Source organism: Hyphomicrobium sp., assembly GCF_036780825.1.
Lineage (GTDB): Bacteria > Pseudomonadota > Alphaproteobacteria > Rhizobiales > Hyphomicrobiaceae > Hyphomicrobium_C.
Genome location: NZ_DAIQCD010000019.1, coordinates 27,393 through 51,481, shown reverse-complemented (window position 1 = coordinate 51,481; position 24,089 = coordinate 27,393). Strand labels below are relative to the sequence as shown.

General features: G+C 64.5%; 22 protein-coding genes. 13 read left to right on the top strand and 9 right to left on the bottom strand.

Translation table 11 applies throughout. The features are described 5' to 3' along the window. The 3 genes from V7P99_RS09680 to V7P99_RS09670 form a co-directional block, all read left to right on the top strand. Window positions 1-185, top strand: a 185-nt coding sequence (locus V7P99_RS09680) for a F0F1 ATP synthase subunit C (protein WP_442909892.1), incomplete at its 5' end; no start/stop codon positions are given. Between the two features lie 79 nt (window positions 186-264). Then, complete coding sequence (locus tag V7P99_RS09675) at window positions 265-846, top strand: F0F1 ATP synthase subunit B family protein (protein ID WP_333794604.1); 582 nt, start codon at window positions 265-267, stop codon at window positions 844-846. A 6-nt stretch (window positions 847-852) separates the two neighbouring features. Then, on the top strand, window positions 853-1,344 hold the full coding sequence (locus tag V7P99_RS09670; protein WP_333794603.1) for a F0F1 ATP synthase subunit B family protein: 492 nt from the start codon (window positions 853-855) through the stop codon (window positions 1,342-1,344). A 169-nt stretch (window positions 1,345-1,513) separates the two neighbouring features. Here V7P99_RS09670 and V7P99_RS09665 read toward each other — a convergent pair whose 3' ends face one another. Then, on the bottom strand, window positions 1,514-2,167 hold the full coding sequence (locus tag V7P99_RS09665; protein ID WP_333794602.1) for a hypothetical protein: 654 nt from the start codon (window positions 2,165-2,167) through the stop codon (window positions 1,514-1,516). A 225-nt stretch (window positions 2,168-2,392) separates the two neighbouring features. Here V7P99_RS09665 and ispH point away from each other — a divergent pair, with 225 nt between their 5' ends. The 3 genes from ispH to rnhA are packed head-to-tail and all read left to right on the top strand — an operon-like array spanning window position 2,393 to window position 4,840. Then, window positions 2,393-3,358, top strand: coding sequence for a 4-hydroxy-3-methylbut-2-enyl diphosphate reductase (gene ispH, locus V7P99_RS09660; RefSeq protein ID WP_333794601.1), 966 nt, complete (start codon window positions 2,393-2,395; stop codon window positions 3,356-3,358). 55 nt (window positions 3,359-3,413) lie between these two features. Further along, window positions 3,414-4,385, top strand: a complete 972-nt coding sequence (locus tag V7P99_RS09655; protein ID WP_333794600.1) for a homoserine kinase — start codon at window positions 3,414-3,416, stop codon at window positions 4,383-4,385. Beyond that, complete coding sequence (gene rnhA / locus V7P99_RS09650; protein ID WP_333794599.1) at window positions 4,382-4,840, top strand: ribonuclease HI; 459 nt, start codon at window positions 4,382-4,384, stop codon at window positions 4,838-4,840. The genes V7P99_RS09655 and rnhA overlap by 4 nt, the downstream gene beginning before the upstream one ends. Before the next feature lie 208 nt (window positions 4,841-5,048). Here rnhA and V7P99_RS09645 read toward each other — a convergent pair whose 3' ends face one another. The 3 genes from V7P99_RS09645 to V7P99_RS09635 form a co-directional block, all read right to left on the bottom strand. After that, the gene (locus tag V7P99_RS09645; RefSeq protein WP_333794598.1) at window positions 5,049-5,573 is read right to left on the bottom strand and encodes a hypothetical protein; all 525 of its coding nucleotides are present in this window, start codon (window positions 5,571-5,573) and stop codon (window positions 5,049-5,051) included. A 165-nt stretch (window positions 5,574-5,738) separates the two neighbouring features. After that, the gene (locus V7P99_RS09640) at window positions 5,739-6,230 is read right to left on the bottom strand and encodes a peroxiredoxin (protein ID WP_333794597.1); all 492 of its coding nucleotides are present in this window, start codon (window positions 6,228-6,230) and stop codon (window positions 5,739-5,741) included. An 88-nt stretch (window positions 6,231-6,318) separates the two neighbouring features. Further along, window positions 6,319-7,206, bottom strand: a complete 888-nt coding sequence (locus V7P99_RS09635; RefSeq protein ID WP_333794596.1) for a protein-disulfide reductase DsbD domain-containing protein — start codon at window positions 7,204-7,206, stop codon at window positions 6,319-6,321. A 161-nt stretch (window positions 7,207-7,367) separates the two neighbouring features. Here V7P99_RS09635 and V7P99_RS09630 point away from each other — a divergent pair, with 161 nt between their 5' ends. Further along, window positions 7,368-7,979 (top strand): YqgE/AlgH family protein, encoded by a 612-nt coding sequence (locus V7P99_RS09630; RefSeq protein ID WP_333794595.1) that lies wholly within the window; start codon window positions 7,368-7,370, stop codon window positions 7,977-7,979. Window positions 7,980-8,032: 53 nt separating this feature from the next. Here the strand turns inward: V7P99_RS09630 and V7P99_RS09625 are convergent, their stop codons facing one another. Then, complete coding sequence (locus V7P99_RS09625) at window positions 8,033-9,769, bottom strand: serine hydrolase (protein ID WP_333794594.1); 1,737 nt, start codon at window positions 9,767-9,769, stop codon at window positions 8,033-8,035. Between the two features lie 443 nt (window positions 9,770-10,212). Between V7P99_RS09625 and V7P99_RS09620 the strand changes: the two genes are divergently transcribed. The 3 genes from V7P99_RS09620 (at window position 10,213) to clpA (ending at window position 13,603) form a co-directional block, all read left to right on the top strand. After that, window positions 10,213-10,539: a phasin family protein gene (locus tag V7P99_RS09620; protein WP_333794593.1), complete on the top strand. Its 327-nt coding sequence runs from the start codon at window positions 10,213-10,215 to the stop codon at window positions 10,537-10,539. Between the two features lie 264 nt (window positions 10,540-10,803). Beyond that, window positions 10,804-11,142 (top strand): ATP-dependent Clp protease adapter ClpS, encoded by a 339-nt coding sequence (clpS, locus tag V7P99_RS09615; protein ID WP_333794607.1) that lies wholly within the window; start codon window positions 10,804-10,806, stop codon window positions 11,140-11,142. A 7-nt stretch (window positions 11,143-11,149) separates the two neighbouring features. Beyond that, the gene (gene clpA, locus V7P99_RS09610) at window positions 11,150-13,603 is read left to right on the top strand and encodes an ATP-dependent Clp protease ATP-binding subunit ClpA (protein WP_333794592.1); all 2,454 of its coding nucleotides are present in this window, start codon (window positions 11,150-11,152) and stop codon (window positions 13,601-13,603) included. Window positions 13,604-13,737: 134 nt separating this feature from the next. On the opposite strand, the gene V7P99_RS09605 is transcribed toward clpA, so the two are convergent. Next, window positions 13,738-14,745: a zinc-dependent alcohol dehydrogenase family protein gene (locus tag V7P99_RS09605; RefSeq protein ID WP_333794591.1), complete on the bottom strand. Its 1,008-nt coding sequence runs from the start codon at window positions 14,743-14,745 to the stop codon at window positions 13,738-13,740. 44 nt (window positions 14,746-14,789) lie between these two features. Between V7P99_RS09605 and V7P99_RS09600 the strand changes: the two genes are divergently transcribed. Next, window positions 14,790-15,359: a hypothetical protein gene (locus V7P99_RS09600; protein WP_333794590.1), complete on the top strand. Its 570-nt coding sequence runs from the start codon at window positions 14,790-14,792 to the stop codon at window positions 15,357-15,359. 3 nt (window positions 15,360-15,362) lie between these two features. Here the strand turns inward: V7P99_RS09600 and scpA are convergent, their stop codons facing one another. Then, window positions 15,363-17,543, bottom strand: coding sequence for a methylmalonyl-CoA mutase (gene scpA, locus V7P99_RS09595; protein WP_333794589.1), 2,181 nt, complete (start codon window positions 17,541-17,543; stop codon window positions 15,363-15,365). 52 nt (window positions 17,544-17,595) lie between these two features. Continuing rightward, window positions 17,596-19,512 carry a methylmalonyl-CoA mutase family protein gene (locus V7P99_RS09590; protein WP_333794588.1) on the bottom strand — a complete coding sequence of 639 codons (1,917 nt, stop codon included), beginning with the start codon at window positions 19,510-19,512 and terminating at the stop codon, window positions 17,596-17,598. A gap of 350 nt (window positions 19,513-19,862) precedes the next feature. On the opposite strand from V7P99_RS09590, the gene V7P99_RS09585 reads away from it, so the two are divergent. Beyond that, a complete protein-coding gene (locus tag V7P99_RS09585; RefSeq protein ID WP_333794587.1) occupies window positions 19,863-21,368 on the top strand; it encodes a helicase HerA-like domain-containing protein in 1,506 nt (501 codons plus the stop codon). Between the two features lie 90 nt (window positions 21,369-21,458). Next, window positions 21,459-22,742: a hypothetical protein gene (locus tag V7P99_RS09580; protein WP_333794586.1), complete on the top strand. Its 1,284-nt coding sequence runs from the start codon at window positions 21,459-21,461 to the stop codon at window positions 22,740-22,742. Window positions 22,743-22,919: 177 nt separating this feature from the next. Here V7P99_RS09580 and V7P99_RS09575 read toward each other — a convergent pair whose 3' ends face one another. Continuing rightward, the gene (locus V7P99_RS09575) at window positions 22,920-23,510 is read right to left on the bottom strand and encodes a superoxide dismutase (RefSeq protein ID WP_333794585.1); all 591 of its coding nucleotides are present in this window, start codon (window positions 23,508-23,510) and stop codon (window positions 22,920-22,922) included. Between the last annotated feature and the right edge of the window lie 579 nt (window positions 23,511-24,089).

Below are 24,089 nucleotides of genomic sequence, written 5' to 3'. Positions count from 1 at the left end.
CCTGCTTCGCGCTCATCGGCGCCGGCATCGGCATCGGCAACATCTTCGGCAACTATCTGTCGGGCGCCCTGCGCAATCCGTCGGCTGCTCCTGGGCAGTTCACGAACCTGCTGATCGGCTTTGCTCTTGCCGAGGCGACCGGCCTCTTCGGTCTTCTCATCGCGCTGATCATCCTCTTCGGCTGATTTCCATCGAAGGCGGCAGGCCAGGGGTCGGCATAGCGCCGGCCCGTTGGCCCGTCGTCGTTTCATCCTGGAGTGACCCATGCCTGCAGCGATGACCGCGCTCGTCGCGGCTGCGATCGAAATCCGTGAAGACGTGGCGGAGGCCTTCGATGCGGGGGCGCAGAACGGCGGCCTTCCGCAGCTTCATTCGCCCGACTTCGCGCCGCAGCTCTTCTGGCTCGCGCTCACCTTCGTGCTGCTTTACTGGATCATGGCCAAAATCGCCCTGCCGCGCATCGGCGAGGTGATCGAGGAGCGCCAGGACCGTATCCGGCGCGATCTCGCCGCAGCCGAGCGTCTCAAGAGCGAGACGGAGACGGCTTTGCAGGCGTACGAGAAGGCGCTTGCGGATGCGCGCGCCAACGCCTCCTCCATCGCCAGCGAGACACGCGATACGCTCAACGCCGAGGTCGAGCGCGAGCGCAAGGCGGTTGAGGATCAGCTGACGAAGAAGCTTGCCGACGCCGAGGCCGCTATCGGCGCCACCAAGGCCAAGGCCCTTGCCGGCGTGAAGGACATCGCTGGCGAAACGGTGACGGCCATCGTCGGTGCGCTTTCCAACGTCGCGGTATCGAAAGACGAAGTGGACAGTGCGCTGGCAGCATCCGGCGCGAAGAAGTGAGGCATCATGTTCGATCCTGCGCAGCCTGATTTCTGGGTTCTGGTTTCATTTTTGCTGTTCTGCGGCCTCCTTGTCTGGAAGGGCGTTCCAGGGCTCGTCGGCAAGGCGCTCGACAAGCGCGCCACGTCCATCCGTACCGAGCTGGACGAGGCGCGCCGCCTGCGCGAGGAGGCCCAGCAGCTTCTTGCGGACTACCAGCGCAAGACGCGGGAAGCCGAGGGCGAAGCCAAGTCGATCATCGAGGCGGCCAAGCGCGAAGCTGGAAACCTTGCCAGCGAGACCCGCGCCGCACTTGACGAGCAGGTTCAGCGGCGCACCAAGGCTGCGGAAGAGAAGATCGCCCGCGCCGAGGCTCAGGCTCTTGCTGACGTCCGTGCCGCGGCCGTCGACCTCGCTGCGAAGGCGTCCGAGAGCATCCTGAAGTCGAAGCTTGCGGGCGAGAGCGGCGCATCGCTCGTCGATTCCGCGATCCGCGATCTCAAGGGCAAGTTGAACTGATTGCCGATATCCGAGAATTTCGAGCCGGGCGGTAGCGCCCGGCTTTTTTTATGGCGTGGATCACATGCAGGTGCCGCTGCGAGCAGCGGGCGGTGTTGCCGGTTGCATGAGCTGGGGCCGGGTGGGCTCGTAAAAGCCTTCTCGCCGTATCAGACCGGCCTGTGTGATTTTAACCTGCGTTCGGGGTGTTCCGGTCGAAGCCGACGTAGACCTCGAATTCACCGGGGCGGGAGCCTTCCGGCACGCTGAACGTCACCTCGCGCACGGCAGAGAAGTAGCCGATCGGGTTCTCCACCGCGACGGACGCGTCGACTCGCAGGTTGTCGGTCGTGATGCGCTCGCGCTTGGCATCGGTGACGAAGACGTTGATCGGGAGCGAGATCGGCCCCGAGTTGCCGCGCGGCCCGAGCAGGATACGCCCCGAGAAGCCGTATTTGACGGTCACTTGCGAGCCGTTCACATGGCACTCGCGCGCCGTCTTGGTGATCTCGCCGCGATGCATGATGGCCAAACCGTCGCCCACACGGCCCGGCTCATAGATGGTGATGTAGCTGTCGCGCGGCCAGGTGACGAAGCGCGGGCAGCCTGGCTGCGAATCCGCGCCTGAGAAGGACGGCGTCGCATCTCCTCCCGCCTTCGCCGCCGCGATCAGGTCTTGCTCGCTGACGCTCGTCGATTCGCTCGATGAGCCGCCCCCGAGCACGCTGGTGCCAAGGCCCGACGTGATCGAGCCCATGCCGCATCCATTAAGCGTGAGCGCCGCCAGAATGGCGGTCGCCGCGCCGAGCCCCCGCGCGCGGCTCTTCATGACGGATTGCGTCATCCCGCTCCGATCCGCATAATCCCCGTACCTTGTCCGATCGTCGCGCTGGCCGCGGAGGGCGTGCCCCCGGCCTGTCGCGCCGCTATGATGCCCGAACGATCGATTCAAGCTCTATCACCCCTGTATCGAAGCACAAAGCGGCCCGCCGTGCTGATAAACATCATGGATGCCGCACCACTTGAGGACACTGCTGCGATGCCGTCACCCCGAGCCGAGAGTTCCGAGATGAATGCATCGAGGCGTCCGGCCCTGAATGTGCTTCTCGCCGCCCCGCGCGGTTTCTGCGCTGGCGTCGACCGCGCCATACAGATCGTAGAATTGGCGCTCGCCAAGTTCGGGGCCCCCGTCTACGTGCGCCACGAGATCGTTCATAACAGATACGTGGTCGAGTCTCTGAAGGCCAAAGGTGCCGTTTTTGTGGAGGAGTTGAGCGAGATTCCGGACACGGACCAGCCTGTGATCTTTTCGGCACACGGAGTGCCCAAGTCCGTGCCGGCGGCGGCCAAGTCCCGTAACCTCTTTGCGATCGACGCCACGTGCCCGCTGGTCTTCAAGGTCCACATGGAAGCGGCACGCCATTACGCTGAAGGCTGCAAGATCGTGCTGATCGGGCACGCCGGCCATCCGGAGGTGGAGGGCACCACCGGCCAGCTGCCGGAGGGCGCCGTGACGCTCATCCAGTCGGCGGCCGATGCCTGGGCTTTCGAGGCCGAGGATCCCAACCGGCTCGCCTACGTGACGCAGACGACGCTTTCGGTCGACGATACGGCCGAGATCGTGGCCATCCTCCGTGAGCGGTTCCCGGCCATCGTCGGACCGCATAAGGAGGATATCTGCTACGCCACCACGAACCGCCAGGCAGCCGTCAAGGCCATCGCCGGCAAGGTGTGTCTGACGCTGGTGGTGGGCGCGCCGAACTCCTCGAACTCGCTGCGTCTCGTCGAAGTGGCCCAACGCGCCGGCTGCCCGAAGGCGATTCTCATTCAGCGCGCGAGCGACATTCCCTGGGAGGAGCTGGACGGTCTGTCCGGAGTTGGGATCACAGCCGGCGCCTCGGCTCCGGAGACGCTCGTCGACGAGGTGATTGCGGCGCTGCGGGACCGTTTCGAGGTGACCATCGAGCAGGTGACGACAGCGAGCGAGCGCATTGCCTTCAACGTCCCGCGTGAGCTGCGCGAGCCGGCAGCCTGAGAAGCCCCTGCCTCTTCCTTAGATATCAAGCCATCCCAAAAGAAGAACGACATCCATGGCCGTTTACACGGAAGTGACGGACGACGAGCTTGCGGCATTGATCGCCGACTACGGACTTGGCGAGCTACTGTCCTACAAAGGCATTGCCGAGGGAGTGGAGAACACCAACTTCATGGTGCACACCACCAAGGGCGCCTATATCCTCACGCTCTACGAGCGCCGCGTGGATGCGGCGGACCTGCCGTTCTTTCTCGGCCTGCTCGAGCATCTCCATGCGCGCGGCATCTCGTGCCCGCAACCGGTGCGTAATCGTGCCGGCGACGTGCTGACCGCGATCGCGGGGCGCAGCGCGGCCGTCGTCACATTTCTCGAAGGCGTCTGGCCGCGCCACCCGCGCGAAAGCCATTGCCAGGCGGTCGGGCGGGCGCTCGCTGAGCTGCATCTGGCGGGCGACGGCTTCGCACTCGAGCGGCCCAACGCGCTCGGCCTCGAGGGCTGGCACGATCTCTATGAGCGTTTTGCCTCGCGGGCGGATGAGATCGCGCCAGGCCTCGGCACGCTGATCGCCCATGAGCTCGCCTTCCTGGACCGGGCTTGGCCGAAGGATCTTCCGTCGGGCGTCATCCACGCTGACCTCTTCCCCGACAACGTTTTCTTCATCGGCGACAAACTTTCCGGCCTTATCGATTTCTATTTCGCCTGCAACGACGCCTGGGCCTACGATCTTGCGATCTGCCTCAATGCCTGGTGCTTCGAGCCGGACGTTTCGTTCAGCGCCGCGAAAGCCCGCGCACTGCTGTCCGGCTATCAGACTTTGCGTCCGCTGACGGAGGCCGAGCAGGCGGCGTTTCCCGTGCTGGCGCGCGGGGCGGCACTGCGCTTTCTGCTCACGCGCGCTTATGACTGGCTGCATACGGACCGCAATGCGCTGGTGAGACCGCACGACCCGAAACCTTACATCCGCCGCCTGCGGTTCCATCAGGAGGTCGAGGTCGCGGCTGACTATGGCGTGGAGGCATCCTCGTGAGCGGCGACGCGAAATCGGTCGAGATCTATACCGACGGCGCCTGCTCGGGAAATCCCGGCCCGGGTGGCTGGGGCGCCATCCTGATCTGGAATGGCCACCGCAAAGAGATCAAGGGCGGCGAGACCCTGACGACCAACAACCGTATGGAGCTGATGGCGGCGATCTCGGCTCTGGAGGCGCTGAAGGTCGGCGTGGATGCGGACCTTTATACGGACAGTAGCTACGTGCGGAACGGCATCTCATCTTGGATCCATGGCTGGAAGCGCAATGGATGGCGCACGGCGGACAAGAAGCCGGTCAAGAACGCGGAGCTCTGGCAGCGGCTCGAGACGGCGCTCGCCCGCCATCAGGTGCGCTGGCATTGGGTCAAGGGCCACGCCGGACATCCCGAGAACGAGCGCGCGGACGAGCTGGCCCGTGAGGGCATGGCCGCGTTCAAGCCGAAGCGACCATGACGGGCTGAAAAGCGTGCAGCGCGGATGATAGCAAAGGACCGCCGGTTTATGGCCGGCGGCCCTTTGAAGCCAGAATGCTTCCGTAAACTGGAAGGCCAGAGTGCTTCCGAAAAGTGGGAACCGGTTTTCCGGAAAGAAGCACGAAGAACATAATCTTAGAGCCGTTCCCCGAGTCCACTTAAGCCGGAACGGCTCTAAACCGAACCGATCAGCCGACGCGGAAGACGGCCCCGGCCACGGAGCGCGCGCGTGTGCGCACGGCGCCGCCGTCGTTTCCGGAGCGAACCAGCCACTGTCCGTTCGGCGCCTTGCCGACGATCTCGCCCACATGGTGGCGCCAGACGACGACCGCGCCCACCTGCGGCCCGCTCGGACGGCCCCACTTGCTCCAGTTCCAGGCGACGTTCAGGTGTGCGCCGCCGCCGCGCTGCGTGCGCATCCACCAGCCGCACCAGGCGCGCGGACGCGGGCCTGCGTTGTGGCGGCCCGTGCTGTGCGAGGCGTGCCGGGCTTTCTGATGGCGGGCGGCGTAGCGCATGTGCTGGCCGCGCTGGCGGGAGGCGGAGCGTTGACGCTTCGCCTGGGAATGTGTGGCGCGGCTCTCGCTCGAAACGGACGAGGACTGCTGCACGAATGGATTCCAGCTTTCGTCGCGAGCGGGACGCGCATCCGCAGACGTCACACCGGCGCACGCCAGCAGCGTCGCCGCGGCGGCGAGAACGGTCTTTCTCATGTCTTGGATCCCCTAACTTGCTTACTGAACAGCGGCGCAGTCGCATGGGCAGTTGGCATAAACAAGGAAAGGGAAGGCGGGCGCGTCAATATGACCACCGCGGTGGAGCCGAAGGCGCCGCCGCGGTTTGTAAGTAGAGTCCAAGTATAAAACCGTTAAATTATCTCAGAAGGACGCAAGTAGCTTCTCTGCCGTGGCTTTTTCGTGAGCTGCAGTACTGTCTTCAATTGCGAAATACTTGATAACCCCATCATCGACGATCATGGCGTAGCGGTGCGAACGAGTACCCAGGCCGGCTGCGGACAGATCCACGTCAACTCCGATCGCCCTTGCGAAGTCGGCTTTATCGTCGGCCAGCATGGTGATGCAGTCGTCGGCGCCGCTCGCCTTGGCCCAGGCGCGAAGAACGAACGGGTCGTTGACGGAGGTGCAGGCGATGGTGGCGACGCCCTTGCCCTTGATCGCGTCCGCTTGCGCGACGAACCCGGGAAGGTGCTGTTCGCTGCAGGTGGGAGTGAACGCGCCCGGCACGCCGAACAGCACGACCGTCTTGCCCTTGAACACGTCGCTGGATGAGACCGTCTCGAGACCGTTCTCGCCCATGGTCATGAATGTTCCCTCGGGTATCCTGTCGCCGACTTTGATGGTCATCGTCATTCGTCTCCATGCTTGGGTGTGAAAGGTTGCGTGTGTCCTGGCCGGCTGCCCCAGCCGTTTTGAACGGCGGCGGCCGAGCGCATGCGCTTCAAGGCACTCCGAACGTTGCGACGGAGGCACCGGATCGCCCGACCAGCGTCACCGTGACGGTTTTGCCCCGGAGTTGGGCGACATCCACATCCTCGCCGAGGGGCGCTTCGAACACGACCAATCCATCGCTGCTGGCCCGGTTCAGGCGCTTGGGAAGCGGCAGGAAAATTCCATCAGGCGCCTCGAGGAACGCATCGGCCGAGATGGCGTCGTCTTTTGTAAACCGCGCTTCGATCAGGATCTTCGGCGCGGGCTCGCTCAGGATCGCCTGTGCCTGAACAAGCACCGGATCTCCCGGACGCAGCTTGTCCTGCGGCCTTGGAACGTGTTTGAGCGCCTCGAGCGCGTCTGCTGGTGCCGCATCCGTGGCGCCAGCTGCCGGTACCTCCAGAGCCAGCTCCGCTTCGCCGGGAATGCAGATGTCCTTGCAGATGCCGTAATGCATTCCGACGACGAGCGAGATCGGCTGCCCCGCCTCTTGCGGCCTGAGGGCAATGGGAAGCACGACGCCGTTCTCATAGCCGATCGTGTTGCCCGACCTGTCAGTGAAACGGCGTGGCGCCGGGAAGGCCACATCGGCGGCAGCGAGGTTTGACGATTTCGACCAGTCGAACGATGGCGGCAGGCCGCCGGCATCGCCCGGCGTTCGCCAGTACGTTTTCCATCCCGGCTCGAGGGCGATCTGGACGAAGGCATGGATCGCCCCGTCCTGGTCCGGAACGCGACCGGTCAACAAGCGCACTTTGCCCTTCGGTCCCTCGGCCCACGGCGTGGCGCCTGCAGCGGCGGCCGCCGTTAGGGGAAGGGCCCCGCTTGAAGCGACCGCCATCAGAGCGAATATGAGTGTGGAAACGATGTGTGCGAGGTGGAGTTCGGATCTGATCATGAAGGGTGGGAACTCTCCAGGCTTGCCGGGCGTGTCCATTCACTTAGCATACATCGCGCAGCTTTTTTACATCGCGACACGAACGGATTGAGCGCAATGCACCGATGCCTCTCGCATTTCCAAGCTTCACAGAGGACCCTCACGGGAGCTAGTCTCTCCTCATGAATACGACGAGACTGAAGCGAAAGCGCTCCGAAGCCAATCTCAAGGGCCAGCTTCTCGTTGCCATGCCCTTGATGACCGACCGGCGGTTCGCCCGTTCCGTAATCTACATGTGCGCCCATTCGGATGATGGCGCCATGGGTCTGATCATCAATCACCGTGCCGACCACATCAACTTTCCCGATCTTCTGGAGCGTCTTGGGATCGTTACGCAAGGTGCCGAGGACGGCATTCCGAACGACATTCTGGAGCGGCAGGTGCACGTCGGCGGCCCCGTCGAAACCGGACGCGGCTTTGTGCTTCACAGCTCCGACTATCATTCCGATGATGCGACGCTCCCGATAGACGCCGACGTCAGCCTCACGGCCTCGATCGACATCCTGAAGGCCATGGCCTCGGGCGAGGGGCCGATGCACGCCATGTTGGCGCTTGGCTATGCGGGCTGGTCGGCGGGGCAGCTCGAGAGCGAGATCCAGGCCAATGGCTGGCTGCACTGCCCGCCTGACCTGAACCTCCTGTTCGATGATGATCTCGAGGGCAAATACGCGCGCGCGCTTGCGAAGATCGGCGTCGATCCGTCTCATCTCGTGAGCGATGCCGGGCACGCCTGAGCGGTGATCAAAAAACGGATCGCAATTCCGTGCGCCGACGCGGATGACCCTGTTTAGTCCGCCCGCATGACGAAGCAGTCGACGGCAATGCGGCGCAGTTCGAGGCACGTGTTCGAGGCAGCTCGCTCGTCGAAACCGACGAAGCGCGCGCGGAAGAGACGGCCGTTGTTTCTCTCCACGGCAAGCGTAACGCCCTGGTGGCCTTCGAGCAGGCTGGCGGCGCGGGCGCGGACGGTTTCGAGCCGAGCCTGAGCCTCGTCGGCGGACCGATAGGCACCGATCTGCACCTCATAGCCTGGGCCCGTATGCGCCGCCGGCGCGAGAGCCGCGACTTGCGTCGCCGCGTGGGGCGGGGGAGCTGCGCGAGGCTGCGGCTCGGACGGCTCCGCAAGGGCGGCGAGTGCCGTCGCCTGCTGGTTGAGCGTCGAGGGCGCGCGCACACGCGTGGCAGGCCCCGGGGTGCCTTCGACGATGGTCTCGCGCATGCGGCCAAATTGTTCGGACTGCGTGCCAGCGCCCGGCGTTCCGAGCGAGCCCGTGAGGGCCGCTCCAGGGTGCGGGTGAGCATCGCCGTTTTCCGATATCGCCTGGCGCAGGCCTTCGAGATCGAGACGGGGCGCAGTGACGGCGGGAGACGGCGGCCAGGCTTCGTCGCTTTCCGCAGGCGACTCATCACCTTCCGCCAGGACGGCGGCGATGGCGTCGTGTCTGGGGGCGGGCTCCAGCTGCTTTTTTGCGCTGCGCACCGGAACGGGGATGGGTGCCGATATCGGCGAGGGGGCCTGCGCCGCGGGTCTCGCAGCAGCCTGGACCTTTTCCGGGCGCGACGGCGTCTGCGTTGCGGACGCCCACGTGGCGTCGATGCGGGCCTGCGCACGCGGCGGAGAGGCCGCCCGCGCCTCCGCGACGAGCATCGGTCCGCCCTGTCGTGTCCGCGTCGTCGAGGCCTTCTCCAGGGCCGCAAACAGCAGCGAGCGCATGTGCGCGTTGCGCGTCGCCGCGGTCTTGCCGCCGAACACGGCGCCGACGACATGTTTTCCGCCCGCACGCACGGATGAGACGAGATTGAACCCCGAGGCGCGCGTATAGCCCGTCTTGATGCCGTCCATGCCCGGGAAGGCGAGCATCAGCGTGTTGTGCGTGCGGTAGGTCTTGCCGCCGTGCGCGAACGAGACCGTCGAGAATAAATGGTAGTGCTGCGGGAAGTCGTCTTGCAGCCGGAGCGCCAGGGTCACCATGTCGCGCGCGGTGGAATGCTGGGAGGGCTCCGGCAATCCCGAAGCGTTGCGGAACGTCGTTGACTTCATGCCGATCTGGCGGGCGCGCTCCGTCATCATGCGCGCGAACTGGTGCTCGGTTCCGCCGATGTGCTCGGCCACGGCCACGGCCACATCGTTGGCCGACTTCACGACGAGCGCCTTGACGGCATTGAGAACCGTGATCTCCTCTCCGACCTTGAGCCCGAGCTTCGACGGCGCCACGCCGGTCGCCCGCACGCTGAAGCGGATGCGGCTCTGAAACGTCAGCCGCCCCCGCTCGATCTCGCCGAACACCATGTAGAGGGTCATCATCTTGGTGAGCGACGCGGGGAAGCGGGGCTCGTCCGCGGCCTGGGCGTGAAGGGCTTTGCCCGTGTTGGCGTCGATCACGAAGGCTGCCTGCTTGGGCGCCGCCGCTTGTTTCTGTTTGGACTTGGCCTGCTGGGCGAGCGCGGCCTGGGGATGCGCCGTCACCGCAACTGCGCACGCCGCAAACGCCAGAACCATCGATCGTATGACGGCGATCGCCAAAGATCCCCTCTCTCGTGCTCTAGCGTGCTGCGGAACCCGGTTTTCCGGCCTGGAGCACGGCATCACGGGCTGCTTCCAGAAAAAAGCACGATCAATCAAACCCAAAGCCGTTCCGCGACGCGGCTTGAACCGAACAGGCCTCAGGCGAGAGCCCCCCTCCCGCTGCAGCCTCGAACCTATCTGATCCGGTTCTGCATGCCTACGCTTCACGGCCACTTTGCGGCCTTTGCGCCCAATAATTGGGACAGCACCCGCCCGCGGCGGTATCGGCGAGGCTACCGACTGGGACGCTTCGATTTGGTTAACGACGCGGCAATTGTCTTCAGGCGCTCATTGCTGCGCCGCAACAGGATGCTTGAAGCCATGATGCAGTGCGTCTAAATTAAGGCCAAGGCATGCGTCGCCGACTATGGTCCCCATCGCAGCAGCAGGCAGACAATCCCATGATCGACAATTTCCAGGACTTCCAGAAGCTCGGCCAGAATAATCTCGGCACCGCATTGAAATTCTTTGGTGATTGGAACAAGGGATGGCAGGCCATCGCGGCTGAGATGTCGGACTATTCCAAGCGTGCGTTCGAGGACGGCACGGCCACATTCGAGAAGCTCGCGGCTGCGAAGTCGCTGGAGCAGGCGTTCGAGATACAATCCAATTTCGCCAAGCGCGCGTATGAGGACTATCTCCACCAGGTCACCAAGATCGGCAGCATGTGCACCGCGCTCGCGCAGGATGCGTATAAGCCGGTGGAGAATGCCTTCCAGGGCAGGTGAGCATGCCTCTTTGGCGCGGCCTCAAGTGCGAGGTCCGATGCGAAAGGTCCGGCGGCGCACGCCCCGGGCCTTTTTTATTTGGCGCGCCATCCCACTTTCTTTTCGCCCGATTGCTTTGATGATCTGCGATTGTTGGGCCCAGAGAAACTCAAGGAGGGCATTGCTGGCGCAAGCTACCTGCGCGAACATGAGCCACACGCCCCGACCTTCTTTGGGCGACGGGGGATAAGAACGATAACGGATACGATGACACTGGGACTGACAATGGCGGGCAAGAACGGTGCCGGCAACGATCGGGGCGGGGACGAGGGCAAAACCGGCCTCGTAACGAAGACACGCCCGAAGACGAAGAAGCCGTCACTCTACAAAGTGCTGCTCCTCAACGACGACTACACCCCCATGGAGTTCGTCGTCCTCGTGCTGGAGAAATATTTCAGCAAGGGGCGGGAGGAGGCGACACGGATCATGCTGCACGTGCACCACAAAGGTGTCGGCATCTGCGGGGTGTTCACCTACGAAGTCGCCGAAACGAAGGTGACACAAGTTATGGACTTCTCGCGCCAGCATGGCCATCCTCTGCAATGCACCATGGAGAAAGAGTAGGTCGATCGTGCCATCCTTCTCGAAGAGCCTTGAATCCTCTCTGCACCGTGCGCTCGAGTTCGCCAACGAGCGCAGTCACGAATTTGCAACGTTGGAGCATCTGCTCGCAGCCCTGATCGACGATCGGGATGCGGCGGCGGTCATGCGCGCCTGCAACGTGGATCTCGACCAGCTTCGCGCGCGTGTCGGGGAGTATCTCGATACCGAGCTCGGCGCGCTCGTGCACAAGGGCACCGCCGAGGCGCAGCCGACCACGGGCTTCCAGCGCGTGATCCATCGTGCCGTCGTACATGTGCAGTCCTCGGGCCGCGAGGAGGTGACCGGCGCCAACGTGCTGGTCGCCATCTTTGCCGAGCGCGAGAGCCATGCCGCGTTCTTCCTGCAGGAGCAGGAGATGACGCGCTTCGATGCGGTTCAGTACATCAGCCACGGCATCGCCAAGCGTGCTGGCATGTCGGAGCCGAGAGGAGTACGCGGCGTGGACGACGAGCAGGCGAGCGAAGCTGGCGACGACAAGAAGCCCGGTCAGGACGCACTCAATACCTACTGCGTCAATCTCAACAAGAAGGCGCGGGAAGGCCGCATCGATCCGCTCATCGGGCGGGAGCAGGAGGTGCTGCGCACCATCCAGGTGCTGTGCCGGCGCCAGAAGAACAATCCGCTGTTCGTCGGTGATCCGGGCGTCGGCAAGACGGCGATCGCCGAGGGCCTGGCGCGCAAGATCCTGCGCGGCGAGGTGCCCGAGGTTCTGAAGCACGCCACCATCTTCGCGCTCGACATGGGCGCGCTGCTCGCCGGCACCCGCTATCGCGGCGACTTCGAGGAGCGCCTCAAGGCGGTGATGAAGGAGATCGAGAACTATCCCGGTGCGATCCTGTTCATCGACGAGATCCACACCGTAATCGGCGCTGGCGCCACGTCCGGCGGCGCGATGGATGCGTCCAACCTTCTCAAGCCCGCGCTGCAGTCGGGGACCGTGCGCTGCATCGGCTCCACGACTTACAAGGAGTACCGGCAGCATTTCGAGAAGGACCGCGCCCTCGTGCGCCGTTTCCAGAAGATCGACGTCAAGGAGCCGACGGTCGAGGACTCAATCGCCATCCTCAAGGGCCTCAAGCCCTACTTCGAGGAGTTCCACAAGCTCAAGTACACGGGCGACGCCATCAAGGCGGCGGTGGAGCTGTCGGCGAAGTACATCCATGACCGCAAGCTGCCCGACAAGGCGATCGACGTCATCGACGAGACGGGCGCCTCGCAGATGCTGCTCCCGGAGAGCAAGCGCAAGAAGAAGATTACGGTGAAGGAGGTGGAGGCCACCGTCGCCACCATGGCGCGCATCCCGCCGAAGACGGTCACCAAGTCCGACGCCGAGGTGCTCTCGAACCTCGAGAAGGACATGAAGCGGCTCGTGTTCGGACAGGACAAGGCCATCGAGGCGCTGTCCGCCGCCATCAAGCTTGCGCGGGCCGGGCTTCGCGAGCCTGAGAAGCCCATCGGCTGCTATCTGTTCTCGGGCCCGACCGGTGTCGGCAAGACCGAGGTGGCAAAGCAGCTTGCGGCGCAGATGGGCGTCGAGCTCCTGCGCTTCGACATGTCGGAGTACATGGAGAAGCACACGGTCTCGCGTCTGATCGGCGCGCCTCCGGGCTATGTCGGCTTCGACCAGGGTGGGCTTCTGACCGATGGCATCGACCAGCATCCGCATTCCGTGCTTCTGCTGGACGAGATCGAGAAGGCGCACCCGGACCTATTCAACATCCTGTTGCAGGTGATGGACCACGGCAAGCTGACCGATCACAACGGCAAGCAGGTGGACTTCCGTAACGTCATCCTGATCATGACGACGAACGCCGGGGCGGCCGACATGGCGCGTCCGCCGATCGGCTTCAACCGCGAGAAGCGGGAGGGCGAGGATACCGAAGCCGTGAACCGCTTGTTCACGCCGGAGTTCCGCAACCGTCTCGACGCGGTCATTCCCTTCCAGGGGCTTTCGCCGGAGATCATCGGGAGGGTGGTCGAGAAGTTCGTGTTCCAGCTCGAGGCTCAGCTCGCCGATCGTGGCGTGATGATCGAGCTTTCGGAAGGCGCGCAGAAGTGGATTGGCGAGAAGGGCTACGACGAGAAGTTCGGTGCCCGTCCGCTGGCCCGCATCATCCAGGAGCACATCAAGAAGCCGCTCGCCGACGAGCTTCTGTTCGGCAAGCTCGAGCACGGCGGCACCGTGAAGGTGCTCGTCCAGGGCAAGGGCGAGGACAGCAAGCTAACCTTCGAGATCGTTCCCGCCGATCCCTCGAAGAAGCGCGTCCGTGAAGAGGATGACGACGACGAGGAGGGCGCGGAGCCGGTGCTTGTCGACGCGACGCCGCCGCGCAAGGCTCTTCCGGGGCCGAAGGAGAAGAAGGAGCGCGCCTCGCGCTCCGGCGGCGCCGTCCCGAGCGTGCCCCGCAAGAAGGAGGAGTGAGACGTCAGCCGCGCTTCTCCTCCGCACGAAAAAAGAACGCCGCGAAGCTTGAGCCTCGCGGCGTTTTTGTTCTCGATAGCCGCCAGCCCGGGCGGTGATGCCTTCATGTCCCTCAGGCCGCGCAGCGGTCCGCTTCAGATCTCGACGCAGATCTTGCCGAAGTGGGCGGCCTCTTCCTCGTAGCGGAACGCGTCCGCCAGATCCGCGAGCGGAAATGTCTTGTCAACTACGGGACGGATGCCCGTCGCTTCGAGGCCGCGGATCATGTCGCGCTGATGCGCGCGGCTGCCGACGATGATGCCCTTGAGCTTGATCTGCTTGGCCATCAGCAGCATCGTCGGCACCTCGCCCTTGGTGCCGGTCAGGATGCCGATCATCGAGATGTGCCCGCCGATGCGCACCGCTGTGATCGATTGCGCGAGCGTTCCCGGGCCTCCGATCTCGAGCACATGGTCCACCCCGCGCTTGCCCGTCCACTCGCGCACGGTGCTACCCCACTCGGGATCGGTCTTGTAGTTGACGGTGAAGTCCGCGCCCATCGCGCGAGCCCGCTCGAGCTTGGCGTCCGACGACGAGGTGACGATCGCGGTCGCGCCCATCGCCTTGGCGAACTGCAGCGCGAAGATCGCGACGCCGCCGGTGCCGAGGATCAGCACGCTGTCACCGGCCTTGAGCTGCCCCTCGACGACGAGCGCGCGCCACGCCGTCAGCGCCGCGCAGGGAAGCGTCGCGGCTTCCAAATGGCTCCAGCCTTTCGGCGCATGCGTGAACCAATCGGTCGGCACGACGATCGCCTCGCGCGCATATCCGTCGAGCCCATCGCCCGGCACATGAGAGAAGTTGCCGTGCGGGGCTTCCCCCTCCTGCCAATAGGGAAAAAAGCACGAGACCACATGATCGCCGGCCGCGAACTCGGTGACGCCCTCGCCAACCGCTTCGACGACGCCCGCGCCGTCCGACATCGGGATGCGCCCGTTGGCGGTGGGAATGGCGCCGATGGCGACGGCATAGTCGTGATAGTTGAGCGAGCTGGCATGCAGCCGCACACGAACCTCGCCCGGCCCCGGCGCGCCCGGATCGTCGATATCCGTTACGAGAAGCTTGTCGAGCCCGCCGGGTCTCGCGATCTTGATGGCTTTCATAAAAGCGTGATCTCCTTTCGAATCCTAGCCCTGCGAGGCTTGCTATGCTCAAAATTGAAGTAGCGCGACGGCAGCTCGGAGTCGCCACGTATCTATTCGTGAACGATCTTGATCCAATCTCTGTGCACACGCTTGCCTGCGCGTCCAGAGAGATCCTAGAGAGGTTGTGTGCTGTATCCGCTCAAGCTTCTATTATGGGGCAGATTGCTGCCAACGCAGATCGGCCAATCACTGACATTCGCAGGTTAGCTAATCAATACTGCCGTGCATTCAAGCATCATGCTCCCGAGCGAAATGATGATGAATTATTGAATGCGTTCTCAGATCAACAGAACGATTTTCTGCTCTTTATTGCATGGCATGACTACAATCGACTGACTAGAAAAATGCCTGTCGAAGCTCAAGCTCTGTATAGTTGGATTGAAGCTCTGTACCCGGAAAAGATGTCAATTAAGAGAGAGTTTGAAAATTTCCCGCCGTTCCTCAGGCTGATCAGCCTAGGAAGGCGCGAGCAAAAGGCTCGCCTCCTTGAGGCTGTGCGAATTGCGACCCAGATTAAGGAACTCTCTATGCATCCCCAAACGGAGGCACTTGATCTCGTCCTGTGCACATAGAAGCTACTCCGCCGCCGATCTCGCGTATCCATACTTATCGTTGAGCTTGTTGATCAGATCGCCCGCCGCTTTCGGGATGTTTGTTCCAGGGCCGAAGATGGCTTCCGCGCCGGCTGCGTAGAGCGCCTCGTAGTCATGCGGCGGGATTACGCCGCCGACAACCACCATGATGTCTTCTCGCCCGTCCTTCGCGAGTGCGCGCTTGAGTTCGGGCACCAAAGTGAGATGGCCGGCCGTCATGGTCGAGACGCCGATCACATGCACGTCGTTCTCGACCGCCTGCCGTGCCGCCTCGTCGGGGGTCGCGAACAGCGGGCCGATGTCGACGTCGAAGCCGAGATCGGCAAATGCCGAGGCGATCACCTTCTGCCCGCGGTCGTGTCCGTCCTGGCCCATCTTGGCGATCAGGATGCGTGGGCGGCGGCCGTCCACCTTCTCGAACGCGGCCGCCATCTGGATGACCGTGCCCACCTCGTCGCTCATGGCGCCAGCCTCCGATCTGTAGACGCCCGAGATCGCGCGGATCTCGGCGCGGTGCCGTGTAAACACACGCTCCATCGCCTCCGACATTTCGCCGACGGTCGCCTTGGCGCGCGCCGCCTTCACGCAGAGATCGAGCAGGTTGGCGTGGCCCTTGGCGCCCTCGGTCAATGCCGCGAGCGCCGCCTGTGTTTCGGCCTCGTCGCGCTCGGCCCGCAGCCGCTCGAGCTTGGCGATCTGACGCTCGCGCACAGCGGCGTTGTCGACCTTGAGGAAGTTGATCGGGAGGTCGTCCTTCGCCTGTAGCTTGTTGATGCCGACGATGGTCTGCCGGCCGCTGTCGATGCGCGCCTGCGTGCGGGCCGCCGCCTCCTCGATGCGGATCTTCGGAATGCCCGCCGCGATGGCCTTGGCCATGCCGCCGAGCTTCTCCACCTCGCCGATGTGCGCCTTTGCCTTGATGGCGAGCTCGTAGGTCAGCCGCTCGATGAAGTGGCTGCCGCCCCAGGGGTCGATCGGCCGCGTCGTGCCGCTCTCCTGTTGCAGCACGAGCTGCGTGTTGCGCGCGATGCGGGCCGAGAAGTCGGTCGGCAGCGCGATGGCCTCGTCGATGCCGTTCGTATGGAGACTCTGCGTGTGCCCCTGCGTTGCTGCCATGGCCTCGATGCAGGTGCGCGTCGCGTTGTTGAAGATGTCCTGTGCGGTGAGGCTCCAGCCTGACGTCTGGCAGTGGGTGCGAAGCGAGAGGGAGCGCGCATCCTTGGGCGCGAACTCGCGCTTGATGAGCTTAGCCCAGAGGAGCCGCGCGGCCCGCATCTTGGCGATCTCCATGAAGTAGTTCATGCCGATCGCCCAGAAGAACGAGAGGCGCGGCGCGAAGGTGTCGATGTCGAGGCCTGCGGCCACGCCCGCGCGTGCGTATTCGATGCCGTCGGCGATGGTGTAGCCGAGCTCGAGGTCTGCCGTCGCGCCGGCTTCTTGCATGTGATAGCCGGAGATCGAGATCGAGTTGAACTTCGGCATCTTGGCCGAGGTGTAGGCGAAGATGTCCGACACGATCCGCATCGAGGCTTCGGGCGGATAGATGTAGGTGTTGCGCACCATGAACTCTTTGAGGATGTCGTTCTGGATAGTGCCTGCGAGCTTGGCGGCCGGCACGCCCTGCTCCTCGCCGGCGACGATGAAGAGCGCCAGCACCGGCAGCACGGCGCCGTTCATGGTCATGGAGACGGTCATCTGCTCGAGCGGGATGCCGGCGAACAACGTGCGCATGTCGTAGATGGAATCGATGGCGACGCCCGCCATGCCGACATCGCCCGTGACGCGCGGATGGTCGGAATCGTAGCCGCGGTGCGTGGCGAGGTCGAAGGCGACCGAGAGGCCTTTCTGGCCGGCGGCGATGTTGCGCCGGTAGAACGCATTGGAGTCTTCTGCCGTCGAGAAGCCCGCATATTGCCGGATGGTCCACGGCTGCGTGACGTACATCGTCGGATAGGGGCCGCGCAGATAAGGCGCAATGCCGGGCCAGGTGTCGAGGAAGTCGAGGCCCGCGGTATCCGCTGCGGTATAGATCGGCTTGACGGGAATGCCTTCCGCGGTCGTGAACGTTTCCTCGGCTCGGGGGGGTGCCGCCTCGTGCGCCGTGGCGCTCGCCTTGCGGGCGTCATCGAGGTCGATCGTGGTGAAATCCGGAATGCTGGTCATGCCTTGAGCCGTTCCTGGAGCCTGATCGTTCCGATATCGGCAGCGCCGAAGCTTACGAAATTCCAAGTCTCTCCTGAAGTCCCGCGAGGATCGCGATTGCGTCGGCGCCGGCATAGAGGAACTGGTCGACCCCGGCAGCCTTGAGCGCCGCTTCCCGCTCGCCCGGGCGGCCTGCCATCAGGACGAGTTTTGCGTCCGCTTGCTTGAGGGCTTTGGCCGTCGCCTCGGCGTGCTCCGCATAGAGCGCGTCCGACGATGCGATGCAGGCGGCAGCGGCGCCGGAGGCCTGAAACGCACGGGCCGCTTCCTCGGGCGAGGCATAGCCGTCCGAGGTCAGCACAGCGATGCCACCGGCGGCGAGATAGTTCTTGATCCAGGTGGAGCGCTGGGTGTGTTCGATGACCGGGCCGAGGCTCGCTAGGAAAACGCGAAGCTCATGGCCCGTCTTCGCCGCATGCGCATCGGCCGCGTCGCGCAGCACCTCGAACGGCTCGGCGAGCCGGTACGGGGTGAGGGGGCGCACCATCTCCGCGCCGGCGACGGGCGGCGCTTCGCGCGGCGGCTTCACTGTGACGCCATCGTCGCCGAGTAGCGGAAAGGCCGAGACGCCGGTGAGTTCCTGCCGTCCCGTTGCGATGGAGCCGGCGCGCTTCGCGGCATCGGCGGCAATCCTGTCCTGCACGAAGCCCTGCTCGAGCGCGGCGGCGATGCCGCCCCGGCTCTCGATCTCCTGCAGCAGGGCCCAGGCCGCCTTGGCGGTCTCGTCCGTCCGCGCTTCGATGTACCAGGAGCCGCCCATGGGATCGATCACGCGGCCGAGCCAGGATTCCTCCTGCAGCACGATCTGGATGTTGCGCGCCATGCGCCGCGCGATGTCGTCCGGCTCGCCGATCGCGGCGGTGAACGGCAGCACGGTGATCGCGTCGGCACCCCCGAGCACCGCGCCCGCGCAGGCAAGCGTCGAGCGCAGCATGTTGGTCCAAGGATCGCGCCTGGCCATCATGCGGAAGGAAGCCTGTGCGGAGAGATGCAGCCGCGAAGCAGCCTCTCCCGCGCCCGACGCATCGGCGATCCGCCAGATGAGCCGGCGCGCCGCCCGCAGCTTGGCGACGGTTGCGAAAAGATCCGTGTCCGCAGCCAGCGTGAACGAGATCTGTGCCAGCGCGTCAGCCGGTGAGACACCGGCAGCCTCGAACGCGCGGAGATAGGCGATGAGAGTGGCGCCAAGCGCCGCCAGCTCGAACGCTTCCGTGGCGCCGGCTTCATGATAGAGCGCGGCGTCGACCTTGATCGTGCGTGCGGAGGGCATGGCCTCGCGGGCCTCGCGCGCGATTGCAAGGGTTTCGGTCAACGCTTGCTGGAGGGGCGAGGGCAGCCTGCCCCAGCGGGCGAGCGATCCGATCGGATCGAGCCCGATGAACACCTGGGCGGCGTGTGGCGGCACGCCGAGCTTCGGAAGCGCCGCCAGGAGATGGCGCGCCGCATCCCCTGCGCCGAGGCCCGCGCGAAGCTCGAGAGGGGCGAGATCGAGGCGCATGCCGGCGAGCGCGGACGCCATGTCCTCCGCGCTCCCGATGCGGCAGCCGGCTTGTCCCGGTGCTTCGATCACGAGCGCGACGCCGTTGCTGCCGCCGTCGAGCTCGGTGAGGATTTCGCGGTTGGCCCCCCCTGGGCTTGCTGCCCCGACGCGCTGCCGGATCTCCCAACCGAGCCCATCGAGGACCGCGCGGGCGCCGCGCGTGTAAGGGGGCTTGCCCGGCACGGCAGCCTGCAGCTCTGCAACGCTCGTCTCGCGTGCGTAAATGGGTTCGATGCGAAGCCCGTCCGCCGTCCGGGAGACGAGCTTCTTCTCGTAGTCCGCCCCTTTCAGCACCTTTTCGACCAGCGCCATCCATTGGGCGCGCGTGGCGGGCTCGAAATCCGCAGCAAGCGCTGCAGAGGCGTCTTTGGGTGTGTCGGCGGCCGTCATCGGGGCTCCGAGCTCTGTTTACGCAGATGAGTGTCGCACGCTCAGCCGAGCATCGCGATAAATTCGCTCTATAAGAAAGATGGCACGTCCGCGCACGAGGAAATCGCGGCTGGGGCAGCGGGACGGCCATGGCGCGCGCGGCCGGTCGCCAGTCCGCTGCCTGTAAAAAACTTTCCCCAACATGGGGGGAGAGGGCCATGCAACTGGTTTGCAATGGTCTCGGCACCATGCAATGAGGGCTTGTGGTCGAGAGCGGCCCGAGTCGGCGTTTTGCGTGCCGCGGGCGTCCGGTGGCTGAGCCGGGCGGCAAGTCCGCGGGTGCCGGGGGGGGTGTCAATTCGGAGAGCGCGATGAGCCAGTCAGTGCTTCAGGATGGAAAGATCTTTGTCGGCAAGAGCACGAAGCCTGAATACCTGGATCTGCGCTTCGCCAACCGCCACGGCCTGATCACGGGAGCCACCGGCACCGGCAAGACGGTGTCGTTGCAGGTGCTGGCGGAAGGCTTCTCGGCCGCCGGCGTCCCGGTTTTCGCAGCCGACATCAAAGGCGATCTGTCCGGCCTCGCCGCTGTCGGCGAGCCCAAGGATTTCATTCTCAAGCGCTCGGAGGAGGTCGGCCTTTCGGCTGATTGGAGCGCCAAAGCCTTCCCCACCATTTTCTGGGATGTGTTCGGGAAGGAAGGCCATCCCGTCCGCGCCACGGTGCTGGACATGGGCCCGCTGCTGCTGGCGCGCATGCTCGAGCTCAACGAGGTGCAGGAGGGCGTGCTCAACATCGCCTTCCGCGTTGCCGCCGACGAGCAGATCCCCGTCCTCGATCTCAAGGATCTGCGCTCCATTATCAGCAATGTGGCCGAACGCTCGAAGGAGCTCGCGCAGAAGTACGGCAACGTGGCGACGGCGTCTGTCGGCGCCATCCAGCGCCGCCTTCTGGTGCTCGAGGAGCAGGGGGCTGATCAGTTCTTCGGTGAGCCCTCGCTCGACATCCAGGACTTCATGCGCGTCGCGCCTGATGGCCGTGGCGTGGTGAGCATCCTGGCCGCCGACAGGCTGATGGAGAAGCCGCGCCTTTACACTACGTTCCTGCTTTGGATGCTGACCAAGCTCTGGCAGACGCTGCCCGAGGCGGGTGATCTGCCGAAACCAAAGCTCGTCTTCTTTTTCGACGAGGCGCATCTCTTGTTCAACGAGGCGCCGAAGGCGCTGCTCGAACGTATCGAGCAGATCGCGCGTCTCATCCGCTCGAAGGGCGTCGGTGTCTACTTCATCACGCAGAGCCCGCTCGACGTGCCGAACGCCGTCTCGGCCCAGCTCGGCAATCGCGTCCAGCATGCGCTGCGCGCCTTCACCCCGCAGGAGCAGCGCGCCGTTCGCGCCGCCGCGGAGACGTTCCGCAAGAACCCGGAGCTCGATACGGCGCGTGTGATCCTCGAGCTCAAGGTCGGCGAGGCGCTGGTCTCCATGCTCGAGAACAAGGGCGAGCCGTCGATCGTGCAGCGTACGCTGATGCGCCCGCCGGAAGGCCGCATCGGCCCCATCTCCAACGACGAGCGCTTGAGCGTCATCGAGTACAGCCCCGTCTACGGCAAATACGAGGAGGCTGTCGATCGCGACAGCGCCCATGAGATTCTCGCCAGGCGCGCCAACAAGGCTGCGGAGGAGGCGGGGGGTGCGAGCGGCGGCGGCTGGACCGACATCATCTTCGGCGGCGGCGGTGCAGGCTCCGGCGGCAAGGGACGTCCGCGGCAGGGAATGGGCGAGATGATCGGCCGGGAATTCCAGCGCTCTCTTTCGCGGACCATCGCTACCACGATCAAGAACATCATTGTGAAGTCGATCACCGGACGGAGCCGTTGAGGCCCGCCCACCGGGCACGTCCGGCGGTGTAATGTCTCTCGCCGGAAACGGCGTTTCAGGCGCGGGGCTTGAGGAAAAAACGAAACCAGCATGGCACGCGTCCTCCTCTGTCATGTTCCGAAGGATGGCCATATCGCCCGCGACCTTGGGGCCGCGCTCATGGGGCGGGACCACTTTGTCTCCTTCGATGGAGAGCCCGACACGCCGCGTCCGGACCGCCTCACGCGTTTGCGCCAGTTCGAGGCGGTAATCGTGCTCTGGACGGAGACGTCGGCGCAGAGCGCCGGGCTCGCCGCCATCGCCCGCGAAACGCTGCCGCTCAACGTCCTGGTTCCGGTGCGGGATGCCGATGTCGCCGCGGCGCGGCTGCCGCTCGCCTTCCGCAAGCTCAACATGCCGGCACCGCGCGACTACGACGGCATTGCACGGATCGTCGCCCGCATGAGCGCGGCTGCCGCATCGCTGCGCGAGATGGCCGAGCGCGAGATCGCCCGGCGCTCCGGCGTCTTGCCCGCGCCATCGGCGGAGGCTTCCCCGTGGCCGCAGAGTTACATGCGCCCTCTGCCGCCTCCGCGTTTGTCCTCGCCGCCACCAAAGGCGGCCGAGGAGCCGGCTCAACCTATCGCTCTGCAGCCCGTCGCTGAGCCGGGGTCCGGTATTCGGGTGCGGCCGCTCCTGGACTTGCCGGAGGTGGGCACGCCGCTTGAGACCGAGGCTGAACTCGAGCCCGAACCCGAGATCGAACTCGAGGTTGAGACTGAGTATCCGGCGGAGCCGGCTGGCGGGGAAGGTGCGCCTGAGAGCGAGCCTCAAACCGAGTACGAGGATGTTACGCTCGCCGCGATGCCATCCGCGCCCACGCCGGCCCCAGTTGCGCGCCTCATTACCGCAGAGGACCTCGCACAGGCCGTCGAGGCGGGTCTTCTTTTGCACCACATTCCCGCCGCCATGTGGCTCGGCGCGCCGACGATGGTCGAGATTGCGCTCTGCCGCGACGTGCTTGCCGAGCTTTTTCCGCCGCGCCAAGGCCGCAGCGGCCCGGCGCAAAACCTCGAGACGCTGTCCGTCAGCCTCTATGGCATGCCTGAAGTTTTCGAGATCGAACGCCAGTCCGAGCGCACTCAGTTCGTCGCCGCAAAGCATGCGCTGGCGTCGCGCGATCCGGCGACGCTCGGGCGTTGGACATGGCTTGTTACGCCGACCGCGGCTGGGCCGCACGATCTCATTGTCCGCGTCTCAGCCCTCTTACGCGACGCAAAGGGTGTTCCGGCTCCGGTCGCTTTGCCGGATCGGCGCCTTTCAGTCGAAATCCAGGTACCGGAGGAAGAGAGCTTTCTTGCAGCACCTGCCGGCTGGAGCAGCGCCGATCGATAGCGTGCTTCCAGGGAGAAACACGACCAAACAAAAAAACTTAGAGCCGTTTCCACTTAAACCGGAACGGCTCTGGCGCAGGCCGCCTTTGGCACCGGCGCTCTGCCAGAAGCGGGCATAAAAAAGCGCGAGCCGTTTGGGCCCGCGCTTTTCCTTTTACCTCGAAAGGGGCCGTTGAACTCAGCCGGCCAGCTCTTCGACGTGCTCCCAGTTGACGAGGTTATCGAACCACGCCTCGAGATACTTCGGGCGAGCGTTGCGATAGTCGATGTAGTAGCTGTGCTCCCAGACATCGACGCCGAGGATCGGCTGGGCGCCGTGCATCAGCGGGTTCTCGCCGTTGAGGGTTTTCGTCACTTCGAGCTTGCCGTCACGGATGGCAAGCCACGCCCACCCAGAGCCGAACTGCGTCACGCCCGCATTGATGAAGTCGGCGCGCATCTTATCGAACCCGCCGTATCCGTCGACGAGCTTCTGAACGCTGCCAGGCAGCTTGTTGCCCCCGCCGCCCTTTTTCATCCACTGCCAGAAGTGGATGTGGTTGTAATGCTGGCCGATGTTGTTGACGAGCGGCTGGTTCTTGCCGTCGTAGGCGGCCTTGCAGACTTCCTCGATGGACTTGCCCTCGAGGCCGGAGCCGACGATCAGCTTGTTGCCATTGTCGACATAGGCCTTGTGATGCTTGTCGTGATGGTACTCGAGCGTTTCAGCGGACATGTAGGGCGCGAGCGCATCGTAGGCATAGGGCAGATCGGGGAGCTTGAAGGTCACGGCATTACTCCGGTTGGCGCAAAAATATTTCACTCTGAATGCGTACCGGCTCAGGGAGTTCCGTTCAAGCCTTTGTGGGGGCAGAAGCTTCGCACCGGCCATTCATGACCGCGCGCTAATGTCGAAAATGGATAAAAGGTTGGGGGTGGGGGTGCACCGACCCTGAGCGATGCACCCCCGTGGATCACGCCGGGGAAGATAGGATCTCAGGGTAGGCACACGCTAGCTCAGCGCTGCTGAACCCGCCCTGAATGGCGTATTCATCCCCCGTTCATCGTCGCGGCTCTTTGCGTCATCGCGCCACAGCGGGATGCAGATCCAGCGAAAGCGACGGAAACGGCTTCAAGATCCGTCTTTGGATCATGGGTCGTGCTTGGTGCCATCGTGCCCGCGCGCGATCCCGTGTCTGGGAGCCGTTGTTTGGCGAAGGGAGCTGGCCCACGTTGCGTGTGCGTCCACGGCGCGCAACACCTTTCGCCTCTCAGCCTCTATTGGTGCCCGCAACTAGGCTTCGGAGCGAGCTTCGAAATCACCAAGGGCACTGGAAATATGGACTTGCTAGTGTGATCCCCTCGAAAG

Bases quoted from the DNA above. Each gene is read 5' to 3' on its own strand.
- V7P99_RS09635 (WP_333794596.1), bottom strand. From the start codon at position 7,206: ATGATCAGATCCGAACTCCACCTCGCACACATCGTTTCCACACTCATA.
- V7P99_RS09675 (WP_333794604.1), top strand. From the start codon at position 265: ATGCCTGCAGCGATGACCGCGCTCGTCGCGGCTGCGATCGAAATCCGT.
- V7P99_RS09665 (WP_333794602.1), bottom strand. From the start codon at position 2,167: ATGACGCAATCCGTCATGAAGAGCCGCGCGCGGGGGCTCGGCGCGGCG.
- clpS (WP_333794607.1), top strand. From the start codon at position 10,804: ATGGCGGGCAAGAACGGTGCCGGCAACGATCGGGGCGGGGACGAGGGC.
- V7P99_RS09655 (WP_333794600.1), top strand. From the start codon at position 3,414: ATGGCCGTTTACACGGAAGTGACGGACGACGAGCTTGCGGCATTGATC.
- V7P99_RS09580 (WP_333794586.1), top strand. From the start codon at position 21,459: ATGGCACGCGTCCTCCTCTGTCATGTTCCGAAGGATGGCCATATCGCC.
- V7P99_RS09640 (WP_333794597.1), bottom strand. From the start codon at position 6,230: ATGACGATGACCATCAAAGTCGGCGACAGGATACCCGAGGGAACATTC.
- ispH (WP_333794601.1), top strand. From the start codon at position 2,393: ATGAATGCATCGAGGCGTCCGGCCCTGAATGTGCTTCTCGCCGCCCCG.
- scpA (WP_333794589.1), bottom strand. From the start codon at position 17,543: ATGACCAGCATTCCGGATTTCACCACGATCGACCTCGATGACGCCCGC.
- V7P99_RS09585 (WP_333794587.1), top strand. From the start codon at position 19,863: ATGAGCCAGTCAGTGCTTCAGGATGGAAAGATCTTTGTCGGCAAGAGC.
- V7P99_RS09645 (WP_333794598.1), bottom strand. From the start codon at position 5,573: ATGAGAAAGACCGTTCTCGCCGCCGCGGCGACGCTGCTGGCGTGCGCC.
- V7P99_RS09605 (WP_333794591.1), bottom strand. From the start codon at position 14,745: ATGAAAGCCATCAAGATCGCGAGACCCGGCGGGCTCGACAAGCTTCTC.
- V7P99_RS09590 (WP_333794588.1), bottom strand. From the start codon at position 19,512: ATGACGGCCGCCGACACACCCAAAGACGCCTCTGCAGCGCTTGCTGCG.
- V7P99_RS09600 (WP_333794590.1), top strand. From the start codon at position 14,790: ATGCTCAAAATTGAAGTAGCGCGACGGCAGCTCGGAGTCGCCACGTAT.
- V7P99_RS09630 (WP_333794595.1), top strand. From the start codon at position 7,368: ATGAATACGACGAGACTGAAGCGAAAGCGCTCCGAAGCCAATCTCAAG.
- V7P99_RS09620 (WP_333794593.1), top strand. From the start codon at position 10,213: ATGATCGACAATTTCCAGGACTTCCAGAAGCTCGGCCAGAATAATCTC.
- V7P99_RS09670 (WP_333794603.1), top strand. From the start codon at position 853: ATGTTCGATCCTGCGCAGCCTGATTTCTGGGTTCTGGTTTCATTTTTG.